The organism is Desulforhopalus singaporensis (assembly GCF_900104445.1).
Taxonomy (GTDB): Bacteria; Desulfobacterota; Desulfobulbia; order Desulfobulbales; family Desulfocapsaceae; genus Desulforhopalus_A; species Desulforhopalus_A singaporensis.
Genome location: NZ_FNJI01000017.1, coordinates 91,128 through 106,697, shown reverse-complemented (window position 1 = coordinate 106,697; position 15,570 = coordinate 91,128). Strand labels below are relative to the sequence as shown.

The following is a 15,570-nucleotide window of genomic DNA, read 5'->3' as shown; positions in this document are numbered from 1 at the left end:
TCACAGGTTTTTGGGGATGCGAAGATGACGACTGCACTACTTGATCGTTTGACACATCATTGCGACATCGTAGAAACCGGCAATGAGAGTTATCGGCTGAAAAATAGAAAATAAGTTCATCATTTACTATCCGCCCCAGTTGAGTTCTGCCGCTCCGACGAGCATTTTGGTGGGCCCATTCTCGCGCCAGAACTCAATTGGGGCTACCTTGAGATGAAAGCTTTAAAATAACAGGATTAATGGAACCCCCTTTTTACTTTTTGGGGGTCATTTTTGGACGCTGACAGGGGGTCAATTTTGAATGCTGATTGACAGAAGTAATCGTAAGATTACCGGAGTTCAATACGGAAAAGGAGATATCGTACTGAGGATCTACGATAAGATGCTTGAGATTCGGAAACCTCACAGTATCCATAAATTGGATTTTTTTATCGATAAATGGTCCGGCGAGATCCAAAAGGGCCAAAGGCACAAGGAACTGCATTCCGTTACTCGTGTTGAGTTCCAGATTAGAAAAGATGCCCTCAACCAATTCTTGAAAGTTGGAAATTTCAACGACTTCTTAAAATCTTCTGTTGCAATATGGCGATATCTTACCCAGGACTGGTTCCGTCATTGTGTCCGTGAGGTAGACAGGAAAAATCGCAATCAGGACAAAGCCAAAATCAGTTTTTTTTGGAAAACAGTCCAGGCCATTGCCAACACCCCGGAAATTGCAGTTCGAGCCATAAAAAAAAATAGATTTAAGGCCATCAAACCACTGTTGGACCAGACTAGAGGTTTGTTGGTTTCCATATGCGCCGGACTTGGCCACTCCCCTGACGATTTCTTTGGAATGATGGCAACAGTTCAGAAGATCGCAGTTCAACAAATGGAGCAAGCAATGGAAGAATACCATCCATTCAGAAGAAAATTTCTCGCTCTGGCAAATGATTATGAACTGACATTTTAAGCGAATGCCATGGACTTTGAAGACTATCTATTTCGAAAATATAGTAAATGTCCGAAGTGTGGTGAGTCTGGACCCTATGTTTATGAACCGACAAGCCAGCTGATTACGATAGTTCCAGCGGATCTGGGCTACTGCACCTCCTATCTTGTCAGGTATTCATGCTTCTTTTGCAATCATTACCATGGCAAGCTGCAGAAATCCATTTTTCGATTTCGTAAATAATTATTGCTATATAATGTATACACATAACTCAAGAATCCTGTTTAATTCGGAGGGGATGTGTATGCGTGGGTCTATCTATTCAGATCAGAATTGCAGTCTTTGTGGTGCCAGATTCGTTTATAGCAGCAGGAAAAGAGGGCTATTTTGTCCCGATCATCCGCAGCAGCAAGCAACAGCTCGCTTTCGGGTTCACTTCGGAAGAGGGACACAGAAAAGATTCAAGACCTTCGAGGAAGCAGAACGTTTCCTTGATGGTGTCCGCTATGAAGTAGATCGGGGGACATTCGATCCCAGGGATTACAAAAAAGGTAATCCCCTTGGTTTTATCACTCTGGCTGAAAAATGGTTGGATATCAAGGAGCAGGAAGTTAAGCCTCGATCCTTTACCAATCTCAACCGTTATATGAAAGCTGCAATGTCCTCCTGGGGAGATACCAACATAAAGCAGATCGGATATGCAGAAATCGAGGACTTTCTTTTCTCGCAGAAAGTATCTGACAAAACCAGATCAAATATAAAGTCATGTCTGCATACCTTTTGGACGTGGTTAAGAAAGCGCCGAGTCATTACCTTGCAACAGTTCCCAGAATTTCCAGAGATAAAATTCAATCTCGGATTTCGGAAAATAATCGACAAAGATACTCAGGAGAAAATCATAGACGAAGTGAAGCGGATCTCCTACCACCGTAATCCGAAAATATGGCTGGGTATAAAATGGCTGGCAACTTATGTATCAATCCGTCCAGGGGAGCTCCTGAAGATGACAGAGCGGGATATCGATACAAAACTTGGATACTTTATCGTTTTGCACACCAAGGAAGGTAAAGAAAAACTGGTTCCAATGATTGAAGAAGACAAGGAACTTATCGAGAGCATGCCGACAGGATTACCGCACCTATCTTTTTTCCGTCATGGCCGTGGAGTTTCCGGTGTGAAGCCTGGGCAACCTTTTGGAGAAAAATATCTCTATAAATGGTGGAAAAAAGCCTGTAGCAATCTCGGTATTGACGGTATAGACCTTTATGGCGGGACCCGACATAGTACCGTCACAGCGCTTAGAAAACAATTTTCACCGGAACAGATCAAAGCCGGCACCATGCACAGTACCAATAAGGCTTTTGACAGGTATTTACAGGTTCAAACAGACGACGCTTTATCTATCTACGAAGCGTCCAGAAGTGGCAAACGCATGGCAAACAAAAACGGCAACCGGAAATTATCCAAGTTGCCGTAATTATTATCAAAAAATGGTGGAGGCGGCGGGAGTCGAACCCGCGTCCGAAAACGCTCCCCTCTCGTATCTACATGCTTAGTTCCGCACTTTAATTTTCGCCTTGTGAACTCAGTCGGAACATAGATTTCAAAAGGCTAGACTGTTAATTCTCGTTTCCTGAAAGACAGACGGCTTGCAGGAAACCAGCCCGTTGAGTCGACGCCCCGAATCCGATCTTACGGGCGAAGATCGGTGAGACGGCAGTATGACAGGTGTTAAGCTGCTACTGCGTAGTTATAATCGTCTGCGATTATATTTAGGTTCTACCGGTTTTACGAGCCAATAGAAACTCGGCATGCAACGACGAGCTTACACGTCCCCGTCGAATCCGTTTCGCCCCCATTATTGTAGAAGTTGATGTTATTTTTTAACCCTCATCTCACGCTGCATTTCACGGTTTGTCTGCTTCTCCTTCAAGGCAGCCCGTTTATCATACAGCTTTTTACCCCTGGCCAGGCCAAGTTCAACCTTCGCCCTGCCGTTTTCTTTAAAATATATCTTCAACGGTATCAGGGCAAGGCCTTTTTCGTTGAGCTTGCCTATTAATTTCTTGATTTCTCTTCTGTTCAACAAGAGTTTTCGTACCCGGAGCGGTTCGTTGGGGTTATGAGTTGCAAAGGTGTAGAGGGAAATATGCACGTTGTACAACATAACTTCTCCCCGTGAATCAATCCTTGCGTAACCGTCGCGCAGGTTCACCTTCCCGGCCCTCAGCGACTTTACCTCCGGCCCGGAGAGAACCATTCCCGCCTCATAGGTCGCATCGATATAATAATCGTGAAATGCTTTCTTGTTTTTTGCTACTACCTTGATTCCCATTAAAAATTCCAGTTTTCCTAGCGTTAAAGAAAATCACCTCTCCGAGGTAACCCGAAGCGCCTCTTCGATGGTTGTTATTCCCCTTTTCACCTTATTCCAGGCATCCTCGCGTAATGTAGTCATTCCTTCGCGTATTGCAATCTGCCTCATCTCAAGAGTGTGGGCGTCGCTTGCCGCCATTTTCTTGAGCTGCGACGACATCGGAAAAATCTCAAACACTCCGCACCGTCCCTTATACCCGGTTCCCCGGCACTCCCGACACCCCTTTCCCCGCTTCAGGGTTAAATTTTCCGCTCCACCAACTGGAAAACCGAGATTTTCAAGCTCCACGCCGCTAATGACAAAACTCTCCACACAAACCGGGCAGATGGTCTTTACCAGCCGCTGCGCCATACAGCCCAGAAGAGTGGAGGCGATCATAAACGGCTGCAACCCAAGGTCTCGAAGCCTGGCGATGGAGGAGACCGCATCGTTGGTGTGCAGAGTGGAAAACACCAGATGCCCGGTCATTGCCGCCTGAACCGCATGGGCCGCCGTTTCTTTGTCGCGAATCTCCCCTATCATGAGAATATCCGGATCCTGCCGGAGAATATTCCTGAGGATAGTCGAGAACGTTACATCGATAAGCGGCTGCACGGCGATCTGGTTAAACTCTTCATGGACCATCTCCACCGGATCCTCCACGGTAACGATATTTTTCTCCGGGGTGGCGATCTCCTTGAGGGTGGAATAGAGGGTGGTGGACTTTCCGCTTCCGGTGGGCCCGGTTACCAGGATGATGCCGTGCTGGGCGGTGATAAACGAATTGTACACCTCCATATCGCGGGAAGAAAATCCCAAGTTTTCAACTTGTTGAAAGATCATTGCCGAATCGAGGATCCGCATAACCGCCTTTTCCCCAAAAGATACAGGCACCGTGGACACCCGTATCTCAACATCCCTGCCGCTTGATCCGCCGATCTTGATCCTGCCGTCCTGGGGGCGCCTTTTTTCTGCAATATCCAGTCTTGACAGGAACTTGACCCTGGATACCAGAGCCGAATGCACGGCTTTGGGAAGATTGTAGATGGTATGCAAGGCGCCGTCTATGCGAAATCGTACAACCGACACGTCCCGCTTGGGCTCAATATGGATATCACTTGCGCGCTGCTCCAGGGCGTACTGAAAAATGTGGTTGACCGCCGACTTGATATGCTGGTCCGAAGAGGTTATCTCCTTAGAGGAAGAGATCTTCACATACCGTTCCAGGTTGCCTATATCAACAGCACCGGAACCTCCGTATCCGATCCGGAACTGGTCTTCCGCAGCGCTTATCGATTTCTGGAATCCGAAGAACTCGGCGATGATTCGTTTTATATCCTCCCTGGTCGACAAATACGGCTTAACCTTGACCTGATTGGCCTGCTCTATATCCTCCAGCACCGGTCCTGAATCGGGATTGTACATCGCCACCTCCAGCACCCCGTCGACCATATTGAACGGAAGTATCAGCTGGCGGATGGCGAAGTTCCTCGGAACGGTCTTGGTGGTGACATCCATGTCCAGATCCAGCGGATCAAGCTTCTTAAAAGGAATTCCCCGGTCCCTGGCGACAACCCGCATGATGAGTTCTTCGTCGATTAATCGGTCGCTGTTGTTTTGCAGGGTAAAATGAAAAGCGCTGACAATATCGACCAGGTCGGGATAACTTTTGTCGCCCTCCCCCTCCTTTCCTGCAAGCCGTAACAGCTTTTGCCGCTGTTTGCTTTTCTCCAAGGTAATGAACTGGTGCTGTTCCGGGGTAAGCACCCTGGTATTGACCAGCAGATCAAGCAGCGCCTCGCTATTTAAAAATTTCATCCATCCACCCTCAACAGCCCTCTGGGACATCCATGCCCGACACTCCATCTGAAAACGACCACTACACTACCCGCTAATGCGCGAAATCACAACAAGGGAGAACAACCGCGATCAGGTAAGAGAGCGAAGCGTTGCCAGATTTTCAATATCTTCGGCCAGACTCTCGCTTTTCGGAGTCTCCAGGGTCATGGGAATTGAAGCAAATCGTGGATCACTGAGCAGATTGGCAAACCCCGCGACTCCTATCTCTCCCCTGCCGATGTGCTCGTGGCGGTCAACCCTGCTGCCCAGCTCTTTTTTCGAGTCGTTGACATGAAAAAAATGTACGTTTTCAAGCCCCACCTCCCGGTCCAGCTCGTCCATGGTATTCTGGTAGCCTTCTTCTGTTCGTATTTCATAGCCTGCGGCGAAAATATGACAGGTGTCAACACACACGCCCAGACATTGCGGAAACTTAGAATTCTTCAGGATATAACCCAGTTCTGCAAAAGTACGGCCCAGCCCCGTCCCCTGCCCCGCGGTGGTTTCAACCAGCAGCTTGACCCCGGTACTGATCCTTGCAAAACAGCTGTCGATCCCGGCGACTACCCGCTCAAGCCCCGCCTGCTCTCCGTCGCCTCCGTGCGAGCCAGGGTGCATGACAACAAAGGGAATGCCGAGCTGGTCGCACCGCTCAAGCTCCAGGACCATACTGTTGATCGATTTTTCCAGAAGTTCTTTTTTAGCCGTGGCAAGATTGACCAGGTAGGACGCGTGGGACGCAACTGGTATGGCACCGCTCTTTACATGGGCTCTTTTATACAGATCAATTTCTTCCTGCGTAAGCGGGGCCGGATTCCATTGCCGCTGATTTCTGGTAAATATCTGCAACGACTCGCCGCCCACTTTTTTTATACGGTCAAACGCCTTGTACAAACCGCCCGCAACGGACTCATGTGCTCCCAGCAATGCCATTTCTTTCTCTCTTTAGTTGTCGGTATCGTTTATTGCTTTTTCCTGCTCTATCTCATCAACATACGTCCTGGTGCGAAACCTGTTGAGCTGCTCCAGGTAAAACCCGCGCCGGGATTCATCCTTTGCCAGGGCCTGCTGCTCCATGGTGATCGCCTCCTCCCTCAGGCCGTTGGCCCAGTATGCGGTGGCCAGGGTATCGAGAACATACCCCTTGGGCTTGAGGGTGGCCGCTCCTTTTGCCAGCACAAGCGCTTTTTCCGGATTTCTCAGCATCAGATCGTTTGCGGTCAACAGCAGCCAGGCATAGTTATTCATAAGCTCATAATCTGACGGATCAAGGGTAAAAGCTTTCTCGTAGGCTGCAATCGCCTCTTTTTCCTGTTTTTTCGCCAGCATCAGGTCGCCGGCCAAACGGTGCCACAGACCTATGTCGGGTTCCCGTACAATCCGCTGCTGCAGGATAATTTCAATAAATTTTTCCTGGTACCGGTCCACCATCACATCGGTTGGAAACTGGCGGGCTCCGGCTATTGCAAGAAGCAGCACGACAACATAGCACACAAGGCTCAGCCGCACCTTGCGATCGTGACGGACAATCTTTTCCGGCTGCCGCTCGGCCTCTTGCAAACAGTCGATTCGCTCGCCGATACCGAAATGGTGCCAGTTCTTGCGATTTCTGATATTGCCGCTCATTATCGCAATTTTTTCAAAAGCGTTCACCAGGGGCCCGCTGGAGCCGACCTGCAGCAGGCTGTACAGGTCGGCCTGACGTTCGAAGTTACGGATAAAGTAGCCGAAAATAAAGCGAAAATAGATAACGACACAAGACAACAGCACCACCGCTCCGCCTGCGGTTACCGCACTTTCAATGTCGACACCGACGTCTATCATGAGAAACCGGGTGACATCCGTTGACAGCAGCAACAACAGTGCCGGTTCGGCAACCACTCCGACAAGAGCGCTGAATCCTCCTATCAGCAGGATATACAGCAGCAGGTGACGTTTTTTCACATGTCCTATCTCATGGGCCATGATCGCCTCAAGCTCCGACATGCTCATTGTCTCGATAAGGGCTGGTGTTACCAGGATATATCGTATTCCGGGCACAAACCCGACCACCGCCGCAGTCATCATCCGCCCCTCGAAAAGCGGCCACAGATAAAAATCGGCGGTAAAGCCAAGTTTTGCGCAAAACTCACTGAGATGACTTCTCAGGTAAGTATCGGGAAGCCTTTCACAGCCCCAGAGTCTTCTCAGAAGAGGAGGGAAAAGCAAAACGATAAAAAAGACAAATACTATAAAGAAGAAACTTTCACCCCACGGCGACTCCACCAGCCGCTGCAGCCGGGCCGACGGCATAAGCGACACCATATCGAACATTAACAACAGGACGATCCAGGGCAGGACGATGGGCAGGTTAATTTTCAGGTTATGAACGATAAAGGAGAACGAGGTATGGCGCCTGCCGAAAATCACCGCGTAACTCCGTCTGGCCGCTCTCCACATCAAACAGAGATAGAAGGCAAAAATAACTATTCCGGCATAATCCATAAGAGCCTGAATTTTTGACAGAAGAGAAATCTTTGCCAGATAAAATTTGGGGTCGGCCAGATACAGCGTCAGGAGGAAAAACACCAGAGCCAGCAGCGACAGGACCTTTTCTTTTTTGAAGTAGGCAGACGATGTCAACGTTCCGCGCCGAAAAAGAGATGTCGCCACCGCTCCATAGATCACGGCAAGACCAAGCGCCACCGCCATTGACGCAAAAGGCGGCATCAGCGGGCTTTCCGGCACAGAATCGAGGCTGAACATTAAAATTGCGACCAGAAACAGAAACAAGTTTGTGTACATCAAATGAATTCACCACTGCCAGGACGTGCCGGGCCCGCAAAACCCGGCAGGCGCACCGTCTCGGCTCCTTTGTCGGTTCGTTGATATAACTGCCTTGAAAAATGAGTATTCTCCTCCAATAACATAAATGCATTGCCGCCATTTTGTAACAACAAATTTTGCCATTTATGAAAGAGCGCCCTGCCTGCTCGTTTCAATTCCGGTTCGACCCACGCCTGTTGTAATTTTTCATTAAGAATGTGTTATTTTCATTGACATCACGAAAAATATAAATTTTAATGAGATGTTTTATCCTGCAGGACAAGGGCGCATAGCTCAGTTGGTAGAGCCATCGGCTCATAACCGATCGGTCGTAGGTTCGAATCCTACTGCGCCCACCACTGGTACAGCAGCACAGAATAAGACACAACCGGTTCATTGAAAAAATTGCAAATATTCACAGCGGGGAAAACAACACCCCTGATCATAGCAGGTCGATTCGGACGACAGAAGTCCGAAAGGACGAGGTAAGCGAAAGGTACATTCCAAGTGGAGTGTACCTTTTTTGTTTTATTGCAACACGATACACAACTTTATGGCGGCTACAGTTAAAAATATCCTCGAAACTCTCAATCTCGACGCCCCTTTCAATCTCGCTGAATCATGGGACAATGTAGGGCTGCTGGTGGGCAGCAGCACCCAGCAGGTCACCGGCATCATGATAGGCCTTGACCCCACCATCGCCCTGATCCAGGAAGCAATTGACAGTGGCTGCAACACAGTGGTTACCCACCATCCCGTCATTTTCAAACCGCTTGCCGCAATCAAAACCGACACCACCGCGGGAATTCTGCTTGAAAAAGCCCTCACCAATCGCATCGCAATCATAGGCTGTCATACCAACTTCGACAGCGCCGAAGAAGGCGTCAGCAGTTACCTTGCCGCCAAGCTGGGACTGGATGCAACCACCCCCCTGGTACCATCGCCTGCGGCCAACGACAACCAACAGACGGGCCTTGGCAGAATCGGCACTTACGCCGCTGCTGTCAACGGCGAGGAATTTCTCAAAAAGCTGCTGGCGGTTCTTGAAGTTCCAGGGGTTCAGGTGACCGCACGATTACCCGAAAAAATAACCACGGTGGCGCTGTGCGGCGGCAGCGGATCCGACCTTGCGCCCTTAGCCCATGAGCGTGGCGCCGACGTCTATCTGTCGGCAGAGATAAAACATGCCACGGCAATCTGGGCCAATGAAAACGATTTCTGCATCATCGACGGTACCCACTACGCAACGGAGAAGCCGGCGGTAAAGCTTCTGGTCGATAAACTTCAGCACCAGAGCGAAAAGAACAACTGGAACATCACCGTGCTGCAAAGCACCAGGGAGCGACATCCCTACACATTTATGGACACCAAATACAAAACCTTGACCACCAGGTAAAATCGACATAGGAGAATCACCTTGAACGAATTACTCACACAACTCGTAGAACTTCAGGAAATCGATCTTGAGATCGACCAGATTGAAAATGCGATCAAGGCCGAGCAGAACGGTCTCGATCAGCGTATTTCCGCGATGGTTGAAAAGGAAAGCCTGATCAATACCCTGCAGGAAAAAATCCTCAGTCAGCAAAAAGAGTCCCGTACTCTCGAAGCAGAGATGGAAGACAAGATGAACCATGTCCGGGAACGGCAATCGAAGATGATGCAGGTCCAGACCGGCCGGGAGCAGACCGCCCTTCTTAAGGAAATCGAGGATGCCAAGAAAGCTGCCAAGGAAAACGAAGAAAAAATCGTCGCCCTGATGGACTCGATTGAAAAACTGACCGCCCAGATGGAAGAGGAGAAAAACCTCCTGAAAGGTGAAAAGCAGCTGGTGGCCGAGGAAACGGAAAAGGTGCGGGCCAATATCGAGGCGATCAACCGGGGCAAGAAGGAAAAAGACGCGATCAGGGAAGAACAGGCCGGCAGCCTCAAGCCCAGCCTGCTCCGGAAATACAACACCCTGCGCCAGAGAAGAAACGGACTGGCGGTCGTCAACGTACTCGAAGGCGTCTGCCAGGGATGTTTTATGGCAATACCGCCGCAACGGTTTAATATGTTATTGAAAGGAGACCAGCTCTTCGACTGCCCCACCTGCCAGCGCCTGATCTACCACATGGAACCGGTGATGGAAGAGCAGTGAGATACTAAGTTTGGAGCGGGTGCGTGATCGCTCCGGTTTTTCCGGAGAGGAAAGTCCGAACTCTACAGGGCAGGGTGGTTCGTAACGCGAACGCCGGGCGACCGGGGGAAAGTGCCACAGAAAACAGACCGCCTGCAACCGCAGGTAAGGGTGAAAAGGCGAGGTAAGAGCTCACCGCTTCCATGGTGACATGGAAGGCACGGTAAACCCCACCCAGAGCAAGACCAAATAGGGAGATGTTTGAGGGCGGCCCGTCCGAAATCTCCGGGTAGGTTGCAAGAGGTGTTGGGCGACCAACATCCCAGTGAAATGATCACGACCCCTTACGGGGAACAGAATTCGGCTTATAGCCCGCTCCATTTTTTTTATTTTCGGCAACAGTTATGAACACGTAGTCCGCAAACCGTGCCACAACCGTTGCCGATAGTACAATCAGCTAATCTCCGTAACGTTCACATGTCCTTGAAAGCCGCAGTAATCATTCCCGCTGCCGGGTTCGGCACCAGGATGAAACTTGATCATCCCAAGCAGTTTCACAAGCTCGCCGGCGCCCCCATCCTTGTACATACCCTCCGCGCATTTATCGACCATCCCGCAATCGAAGAGATCGTGGTCGTGGTGCCCCGGGATCAGCTGGCGCATACAAGAGAACTTTTTGCGCAATACGCACCGGAAGCAGCAAATAAAAACCTGTCTCTGGTTGCGGGGGGCGCAAGGCGCCAGGACTCGGTCTACAACGGACTTAAGGCGCTGTCCGACCGGTGCCGGGTGGTGCTGGTCCACGACGGCGCACGGCCCCTGGTAAGTCCGGAAGTAATCAACAGATGCTATCAGGGCGCAGTGGAACACGGTGCGGCTATTGCCGCGGTGCCGGTAAAAGACACCTTGAAGATGGCAGATCTTGACGGATTTATCGACAAAACCGTCGACCGCACCACGCTTTACCAGGCCCAGACGCCCCAGGCGGCGATGAAAACCCTGCTGCAACAGGCCTATGAGCACAACGGTGACCGTGACGTCACCGATGAGGCCTCCCTGCTGGAAAACGCATCCATACCGGTACAGCTGGTCGAGGGGGCGGAGACCAATTTCAAAATCACCCGACCGGAGGACCTCGTTGTGGCACAGCGGCTGTTATCCGAACAACACATACCCGTCATGCGGATAGGCCACGGCTACGACGCCCACCGCCTTGAGGAAAATAAAAAACTCGTTCTCGGGGGCGTCACGATTCCCCATACCCACGGCCTTGCCGCCCACTCCGACGGCGACGTCCTCACCCATGCCCTCTGCGACGCCCTCCTGGGAGCCGTCTGCGCAGGCGATATAGGCGGCCATTTCCCCGACACCGACAACCGGTACAAGGGGATCTATTCCATCAAGCTGCTGGAAGAGGTTATCGGAGTTGTTCTCTCCAGGGGGTATATTGTTGCCAACGCGGACATCACCGTGGTGTGCCAGGCGCCAAAACTTGCGCCCTACCTTGAAAGGATGAAGACACTGCTGGCAAAAACCTGCCAAACCGTCCCCGAAAACCTCAATATCAAGGCGACCACCACCGAAAAGATGGGCTTTGAAGGAAAAAAAATTGGCATAAGCTGTCATGCCGTGGTACTGCTCCAGAAAGACAGCTGACAACAGTACCGTAGTGATTTCAGGCATAATGCAAAAAGGAAACAGCCATGGAAATTGCAATCGACAGGGAACGACTGGCGAAAACGTTCACCACCCTTTGTGAAATCGACAGTCCGTCGCAAAAAGAAGGCAATATCTCGAAGTATCTCAAGGAAAAATTTACCGCTCTTGGCGCTGATACAATATATGAAGACGACTCTGCTGGCAAAACCGGATCCGAATCGGGCAACCTGATAATCAGATTCAACAGCCGCGGCGGTACCGGCAAAGGCTTATTCTTCTGCTGCCATATGGACACCGTTGAGCCAGGGACAGGAGTCGAGGTGACACGCGACGGCGACATCTTCACCAGCAAAGGCGACACCATTCTCGGCGGAGACGACAAATCAGGCATTGCCGCCATTATCGAAATGCTGGAGGTGCTCCGGGAAACCGGCATGGCCCACCCGACGATCGAAGTGATACTCACCACCTGTGAAGAAATCGGGCTGCTGGGCGCCAAACATCTTGATTATGACCAGATACAGACCCCCTACGGCTACGCTCTCGACTCAAGCGGCATCAACCATGTGGTGGTACAGGCTCCGGCCGCCAATAAAATTGACGTCGAGGTCAAAGGGCTGGCGGCGCATGCAGGTCTCTGCCCTGAAAACGGAATCAACGCCCTGGCACTTGCCGCTGAAGCGCTCCATAACCTCAAACTTGGCAGGCTCGATGCGGAGTCGAGCTGCAACTTCGGGGTCATTGAGGGCGGAGTCGCGGCAAACATCATCCCGGAAAAGGTAGTTCTCAGGGGCGAGGTCAGGAGTCACTCGGCTGAAAAACTGAAAAACTATACCGATACGATCACCGCCACCTTCGAGAAAACCATATCCGGCTGGCAGGGCGACGAACATACCGGAGAGCATCGCCCAACAGTATCGATAAACATAGACGACGACTATCCGGCACTAAAGCTCAAGCAGGACGAACCGGTCATTGCGCGGGTCAGCAAAGGGGCGTTACTTGCCGGAAAAGAGTTGAAATACATACAGGCCGGTGGCGGCAGCGACGCCAATATCATGACCGGCAGAAATCTGCCGACGGCAATAATCGCCACGGGAATGAGCAAGGTACACACCCTGGAAGAGCAGGTAGACCTTAACGACCTCGTTGTTCTGACCGAGCTCCTCTGTGGCATCGCGGTAGCCGAAACCGGGGAATAAATGGCTATTTTTCTGCTCTTCCCCTGTTTCTTGTTGAATTTAGCCAATGGTTATTTTACATTCCGATTTTCGGGAAACTACAGTGGAAAGGCACAAAGACGTATTCTTTGTGCCTTTCCACATTTTGCATAACTACCCTGGACGGCAATTTTTTTCACGCCGGTTCAAGACGCAGGATTTTATCGGTACAACGTACACTACAAATTTCTCATCTACAGCGCCCGGAGAAAAAATCGCCTCTATCGGCGGATACGACGGGTAAACGAGGACCCTGTTCCCATGTTATCTCAGCACCATCCCAACAACACAGGTCGCCCGGCACACGAGTGTGGGGTATGCGGTATCTTTAACCATCCGGATTCCTCCAAATTAACATACTTCGGACTCTATGCCCTGCAGCACCGGGGCCAGGAAAGTGCGGGAATAGTCACCTCCGACGGGACCAACGTCACCATGCACAAGGACATGGGGCTGGTGCCGGAAGTCTTTTCCGAGGAAATCCTCCAGCAGCTCAAAGGACACATCTCGATCGGCCACGTCCGCTACTCCACAACCGGTGCGTCCAATGTAACCAATGCCCAGCCGCTGATGGTCAGTCACAAGGGGCAAATGCTTGCTGTGGCCCATAACGGCAACCTGGTCAACTCCATCACCCTCCGGTCCGCCCTCGAAGAGCAGGGATCGATCTTCCAGACCACCATGGACAGCGAAGTCGTGCTGCACCTGATCGCCCGGGCCTCCGACCAGGACATGGAGACCGCACTGCGCAAGACCTTTACCTCGCTCAAAGGCGCCTACTCGCTACTGATGATGACCAAGGACGACCTGATCGCGGTTCGCGACCCGGACGGCTTCAGGCCTCTTTGTCTGGGGAAACTGAAAAACGGCGGCAAAGAGGGCTGGGTGGTCGCATCGGAGACATGCGCCCTTGACCTCATCGAAGCGGAATACATCCGCGACATAGCGCCTGGGGAAGTGCTGGTGATCAACAAGGAGGGCATGAAGTCGATCTTCCCGTGGCCCAAGCAGAACAGCCATTTCTGCATATTCGAGCAGGTCTATTTCGCCCGCCCCGATTCGGAAATTTTCGGTATCAACGTCTATCAGGCGAGAAAGCGGATGGGGCAGATTCTCGCCGAAGAAGCAAAAATCGACGCCGACTTCGTCATGCCTTTTCCCGACTCCGGCAACTACGCCGCCCTGGGATACTCGCAGGCTTCGGGAATACCGATGGAGATGGGGGTGATCAGGAATCACTATGTCGGCAGAACGTTTATCCAGCCGACTCAGTCGATGCGCGACTTTAACGTTAAGGTAAAACTCAACCCGGTCCGGTCATTCCTCAAGGACAAGCGGGTAATCATTGTCGAGGATTCCATCATCCGTGGCACGACGGGGAAAAGCAGGGTTCGGGCACTGCGGGAAGCAGGGGCAAAGGAAGTGCACATGGTAGTCAGCTGTCCACCCACACGGCACGCTTGCTACTACGGCATCGATTTCCCATCAACCGACCAGCTGATCGCCAACAAGAAAACCATAGACAAGATCGCAGCATACCTCGGGCTCGACTCACTGCATTATCTGAGCCTTGAGGGGTTGGTGAAAGCAACCGGGATGACCAGCGACGACTTCTGTCTCGCTTGTTTTAACGGAATTTATCCGGTCGAGCCGGACCGCACTTTCCGCAAGGATGCGCTCGGATAAAAACCGGAAAAGCGTTCAGCTCCTTGTACGGACACAGTTTTTGCCGTTTTCCTTGGCTTCGTACATGGCCTGATCAGCCAGTTTCTTGATGGCCATGTCATCTTCCTCGCGGGGGAGATTCTTGTTTCTCCTGCAGGATACCAGCCCTATGGAGAGAGTCGTGGAGCCGAAACCGTGCTCCATATAGCTCTGCAGGATACGCTGGACGATCTCCTCCCCCTGGCCCGGGGTGGCCTGGGGCAGGAGAACCGCAAACTCATCCCCTCCCAGACGAAAACAGACATCCACGCTTTCCCTGGTGCAATCCTTTAGAATTTCGGCGAGGCCGACAAGCACCTTGTCGCCCTCATGGTGGCCGTACTGATCATTATATTCCTTGAAATTATCAATATCGACAATTGCCAGCATTAACGGATAATTCTGCCGATAAGCCCGCTCCACCTCTACTGAAAACATTTCGTCGTACGCCCGCCTGTTGGGAATAGAGGTCAGACTGTCAAGTTTGGACAGCTTCTCAAGCTCCCTGAGCATGCGTCGCTCCCTGGTTGCTCTTGCCAGCTTGGCTTCCAGTTCGGCCTGATCAATCGGCTTCTTGATAAAATCGATGGCCCCTGCGTGAATCACTTCGGCATAACTGATTTTCTCGTGGTAGCCGGTTGAGATTATCACATCGGTATTGTGCTGGTTTTTTCTGATGTAGGCAAGCAGTTCCAGACCATCCATCTCCGGCATGACAAGGTCGGACAAAACCAGGTCGACATGTGTCGACTCCATCACCCTGACCGCCTCCTCAGCGGCTTCCGCAACCAGACAGTAGTAGCCAAACGAATGAACCAGCACGCTCAGGCTTTTCCGTACCAGCTCGTCGTCATCGACTATCAGGACCACAGTTGAAGCGGTTTTTGCGTTCATAATTAAATACAGTTAAAGAAGAGATCTGCCAGGTAATTCATCT

At 51.2% G+C, this 15,570-nt stretch carries 14 protein-coding genes, 1 tRNA gene and 2 other RNA genes; 11 read left to right on the top strand and 6 right to left on the bottom strand.

What is annotated here, in order from left to right; genetic code table 11:
• The 4 genes from BLQ17_RS12880 to BLQ17_RS12870 all read left to right on the top strand — a co-directional run.
• Positions 1 to 114, top strand: a 114-nt coding sequence (locus tag BLQ17_RS12880) for an ATP-binding protein (protein WP_176761217.1), incomplete at its 5' end; no start/stop codon positions are given.
• 187 nt (positions 115 to 301) lie between these two features.
• Positions 302 to 952, top strand: a complete 651-nt coding sequence (locus tag BLQ17_RS12875) for a hypothetical protein (RefSeq protein ID WP_092223478.1) — start codon at positions 302 to 304, stop codon at positions 950 to 952.
• 287 nt (positions 953 to 1,239) lie between these two features.
• A complete protein-coding gene (locus BLQ17_RS22640; protein ID WP_176761216.1) occupies positions 1,240 to 1,446 on the top strand; it encodes a hypothetical protein in 207 nt (68 codons plus the stop codon).
• 74 nt (positions 1,447 to 1,520) lie between these two features.
• On the top strand, positions 1,521 to 2,408 hold the full coding sequence (locus BLQ17_RS12870) for a tyrosine-type recombinase/integrase (RefSeq protein WP_176761215.1): 888 nt from the start codon (positions 1,521 to 1,523) through the stop codon (positions 2,406 to 2,408).
• Positions 2,409 to 2,422: 14 nt separating this feature from the next.
• Here the strand turns inward: BLQ17_RS12870 and ssrA are convergent.
• The 5 genes from ssrA to BLQ17_RS12845 all read right to left on the bottom strand — a co-directional run bounded on the left by ssrA (position 2,423) and on the right by BLQ17_RS12845 (position 7,910).
• Positions 2,423 to 2,788: a transfer-messenger RNA gene (ssrA, locus tag BLQ17_RS12865) on the bottom strand.
• 19 nt (positions 2,789 to 2,807) lie between these two features.
• Positions 2,808 to 3,266 carry an SsrA-binding protein SmpB gene (smpB, locus tag BLQ17_RS12860; RefSeq protein ID WP_092223474.1) on the bottom strand — a complete coding sequence of 153 codons (459 nt, stop codon included), beginning with the start codon at positions 3,264 to 3,266 and terminating at the stop codon, positions 2,808 to 2,810.
• A gap of 33 nt (positions 3,267 to 3,299) precedes the next feature.
• Positions 3,300 to 5,105, bottom strand: a complete 1,806-nt coding sequence (locus tag BLQ17_RS12855; protein WP_092223484.1) for a GspE/PulE family protein — start codon at positions 5,103 to 5,105, stop codon at positions 3,300 to 3,302.
• 111 nt (positions 5,106 to 5,216) lie between these two features.
• Entirely contained in the window at positions 5,217 to 6,059 is an 843-nt protein-coding gene (locus BLQ17_RS12850; RefSeq protein ID WP_092223472.1) for a deoxyribonuclease IV, read from the bottom strand.
• 12 nt (positions 6,060 to 6,071) lie between these two features.
• Entirely contained in the window at positions 6,072 to 7,910 is a 1,839-nt protein-coding gene (locus BLQ17_RS12845) for a M48 family metallopeptidase (RefSeq protein WP_092223470.1), read from the bottom strand.
• A 304-nt stretch (positions 7,911 to 8,214) separates the two neighbouring features.
• Between BLQ17_RS12845 and BLQ17_RS12840 the strand changes: the two genes are divergently transcribed.
• The 7 genes from BLQ17_RS12840 to purF all read left to right on the top strand — a co-directional run bounded on the left by BLQ17_RS12840 (position 8,215) and on the right by purF (position 14,615).
• Positions 8,215 to 8,290 (top strand) — tRNA-Ile (locus BLQ17_RS12840).
• 194 nt (positions 8,291 to 8,484) lie between these two features.
• On the top strand, positions 8,485 to 9,327 hold the full coding sequence (locus BLQ17_RS12835; RefSeq protein WP_143005505.1) for a Nif3-like dinuclear metal center hexameric protein: 843 nt from the start codon (positions 8,485 to 8,487) through the stop codon (positions 9,325 to 9,327).
• A 21-nt stretch (positions 9,328 to 9,348) separates the two neighbouring features.
• Positions 9,349 to 10,071 (top strand): zinc ribbon domain-containing protein, encoded by a 723-nt coding sequence (locus BLQ17_RS12830; protein ID WP_092223466.1) that lies wholly within the window; start codon positions 9,349 to 9,351, stop codon positions 10,069 to 10,071.
• An 11-nt stretch (positions 10,072 to 10,082) separates the two neighbouring features.
• Positions 10,083 to 10,434, top strand: an RNA gene (gene rnpB / locus BLQ17_RS12825) — RNase P RNA component class A.
• A 93-nt stretch (positions 10,435 to 10,527) separates the two neighbouring features.
• Positions 10,528 to 11,706 carry a 2-C-methyl-D-erythritol 4-phosphate cytidylyltransferase gene (gene ispD, locus BLQ17_RS12820; RefSeq protein ID WP_092223464.1) on the top strand — a complete coding sequence of 393 codons (1,179 nt, stop codon included), beginning with the start codon at positions 10,528 to 10,530 and terminating at the stop codon, positions 11,704 to 11,706.
• 47 nt (positions 11,707 to 11,753) lie between these two features.
• Entirely contained in the window at positions 11,754 to 12,911 is a 1,158-nt protein-coding gene (locus BLQ17_RS12815) for a M20/M25/M40 family metallo-hydrolase (protein WP_245695128.1), read from the top strand.
• A 279-nt stretch (positions 12,912 to 13,190) separates the two neighbouring features.
• Entirely contained in the window at positions 13,191 to 14,615 is a 1,425-nt protein-coding gene (gene purF, locus BLQ17_RS12810) for an amidophosphoribosyltransferase (RefSeq protein ID WP_092223462.1), read from the top strand.
• Positions 14,616 to 14,630: 15 nt separating this feature from the next.
• Here the strand turns inward: purF and BLQ17_RS12805 are convergent, their stop codons facing one another.
• The gene (locus BLQ17_RS12805; protein ID WP_092223460.1) at positions 14,631 to 15,527 is read right to left on the bottom strand and encodes a diguanylate cyclase domain-containing protein; all 897 of its coding nucleotides are present in this window, start codon (positions 15,525 to 15,527) and stop codon (positions 14,631 to 14,633) included.
• Positions 15,528 to 15,570: the final 43 nt, after the last annotated feature.